This window comes from Sphingomonas sp. LH128 (assembly GCF_000293195.2).
In the GTDB taxonomy this organism is placed as follows: Bacteria; Pseudomonadota; Alphaproteobacteria; order Sphingomonadales; family Sphingomonadaceae; genus Novosphingobium; species Novosphingobium resinovorum_A.
In genome coordinates, this window is the sequence record NZ_ALVC01000131.1 from 1 (window position 1) to 2,304 (window position 2,304).

Annotated in this window: 3 protein-coding genes; 2 read left to right on the forward strand and 1 reads right to left on the reverse strand. The window is 59.4% G+C overall.

Annotation, left to right across the window (positions count from 1 at the left end):
- The coding region (locus LH128_RS11405) for an SDR family oxidoreductase (protein ID WP_008829778.1) at window positions 1-276 on the forward strand (276 nt) is incomplete at its 5' end.
- Between the two features lie 284 nt (window positions 277-560).
- On the forward strand, window positions 561-785 hold the full coding sequence (locus LH128_RS33340) for a hypothetical protein (protein ID WP_172705024.1): 225 nt from the start codon (window positions 561-563) through the stop codon (window positions 783-785).
- Window positions 786-855: 70 nt separating this feature from the next.
- On the opposite strand, the gene LH128_RS11410 is transcribed toward LH128_RS33340, so the two are convergent.
- Window positions 856-2,040, reverse strand: coding sequence for a tyrosine-type recombinase/integrase (locus tag LH128_RS11410; protein WP_008829779.1), 1,185 nt, complete (start codon window positions 2,038-2,040; stop codon window positions 856-858).
- Window positions 2,041-2,304: the final 264 nt, after the last annotated feature.

Consider the following 2,304-nt stretch of genomic DNA (forward strand, 5'->3'; position numbering starts at 1 on the left):
GTCTACAGCGCGACAAAATATGCAGTGCGCGCCATCTCGGAGGCGCTGCGCATGGAGCATGACGACATTCGCGTCACCATCATCGCGCCGGGCGTCGTGGAATCGGAACTGGCCCACACGATCACCGATCCGGTCGCGGCGCAGGCCATGGTCGATTTCCGCTCCATCGCGCTCACCCCGGACGCGATCGCGCGCGCCATCGCCTATGCGGTGGAGCAGCCGGCGGATGTGGACGTTAATACGCTGATCGTCCGGCCGGTCCGCTCAACAATCTGACGATGATGGGGGCATTCGCATATTGCCCCAATAACCCGCCAGCAGCCAAAGCCCTGCGCTCTCATGAATTTCTCGAAGCCTATAGAGGATAAAGGCGGCCAAACGGTGCAACCTCTCGAATTATTAATACAAAGCCGACTGCTCAAAATGGCGCTCGATCCGGCGCTCGCCCTTGCCCGAACCGACCCATGCCGTACGCTCATCGCCAGATTTTGATCCTCAGCAGCGGACGTTCCGCTCTTCCGGCAGTTCTCGACCAGACTCGGTAGTTCCCATCAACCATCATGAAGGACCGTTCACGGCCAAAATGGTCGAATGAAGGGGCGATGAAAGAGAGCGAATTGCAGGTTATCCACAACCAACACAACAACTCATCATCTGCAAACAACGCCCTGCCCCATTGCCATGCTGCACCATGTTATGTCGCTGCAACCCAACCAAAGTTGGTTGCCATCTTTGGTTTTGACATAGAATGTGATCCAATATATTTATGTAATTCAATTGCTTGATCGGACGGCAGGCGCCATGTCTCCGGATCCATTTCTTGGTTAAATGGCAACCAAATTAGCGTTACGAGCTTTAAGCGGCTTTCAAACCTAAGATGTATTCCGCCCAAGCTGCGAGCATTCTGCGCCGGGGCGTTAGATATAAAGCGCTGTTGTAGGCCCCTTGCACATCATCTTGCTCGACATGAGCCAGCGCCATTTCGATCCAGTCGGAACGGTAGCACTCGGCTTCGTTAGCCCACGTCGAGGCGATGCCTCGGAACCCATGGACGGTTTGCCGCCCGCGATATCCCATGCGATAGCACCCGTAAATCATGGTGTTCTGCGAGATCGGTTGGCTCGGCTTGTCGCCGATAAAGACATGCGAACCAATACTGAATTTCCGCACCTCCGCCAGCAACGCAACGACGGGCGCGCTCAGCGGCACAATATGCTCGCGCCCCATCTTCATCCGCTCGGCAGGAACGCGCCAGATCGGATCGGCGCCGTCCAGCCCCTCGAACTCGGACCATAGCGCCAGCCGCGTTTCGGTGGTGCGGGCCCAGGTTAGCAGAGTGAACAACAGTGCAGCCCGCGTCACTGCGCGGCGCCGAGGATTCTCCTCGCCATCGTACTGGTCGATCGCACGAACAAGCGCGGGCGGTTCCGCAACGCCAACGCGCGGCATATGCCGAACACGCGGTTTGGGCTGCATCAGATCGGTCAGGTACTGCGCCGGATCGGTCTCAGCCCACCCCTGCGGGATGGCAAAACGGTAGATCTGACTCACATGCTGCTTGATCCGGCAGCTTACGTCGAGCGCCCCACGCGCCTCTACCCTGCGCAGCATCTCCAGCACTTGTGCAGCGGTGACCTTGCGCACGTCGATCCCGCCGATCGCCGGGAAGGCATCCCGCTCGAGCCGCCGCAACAATCGCGACGCATGCGCGTCATCAAGACAGGAGAGACGATTGGCGTGCCACACCCGAGCCACCTGCTCGAAGGTCTTTCCTTTACGGGTATCATTGCCCGTCCCCGGATCGAGCCCTTCGGCGAGAGCGATCTTGGCCTTGGCGCGCTCCAACCGGGCATCGCCCAGACTAACGCTCGGGTAGGCGCCGAAGGAGAGCAGCTTCTCCTTGCCCGCGAAGCGGTATTTCATGCGCCAGAGCTTGGAGCCGTTGGGCCGAACAAGCAGATGCAGGCCGCCGCCATCAGCGAGCTTGTAGTCCTTGTCGTGCGGCGCCGCGTGGCGAACTTCCAGATCCTTGAGACGCATGGGGGTATCTCCTGCTGGTGTCAGGCGATTACCCCACAAAATACCCCCAAATGCAAATGGACACCCTGACGCAGAAAGGTAAGCGCCGACGGAACCCGGCCTTGTGCGGATTGGGGTGGGCGTGAATTTCGCAGGGCAGATGGAGGCCTTGCGAGTGGATATCGAGCAGTCAAACGAGCCTCGTATGAGCGCACGCCGAGATGGCGGAGCGGTCGTTCGAGTGGAACGGCGCCGGCACTGGAGCGACGAAGAGAAGCTGGCGAT

What these genes read in the sequence shown, in the direction of transcription:
- LH128_RS33340 (WP_172705024.1), top strand. Translation starts at nt 561, where the DNA reads ATGAAGGACCGTTCACGGCCAAAATGGTCGAATGAAGGGGCGATGAAA.
- LH128_RS11410 (WP_008829779.1), bottom strand. Translation starts at nt 2,040, where the DNA reads ATGCGTCTCAAGGATCTGGAAGTTCGCCACGCGGCGCCGCACGACAAG.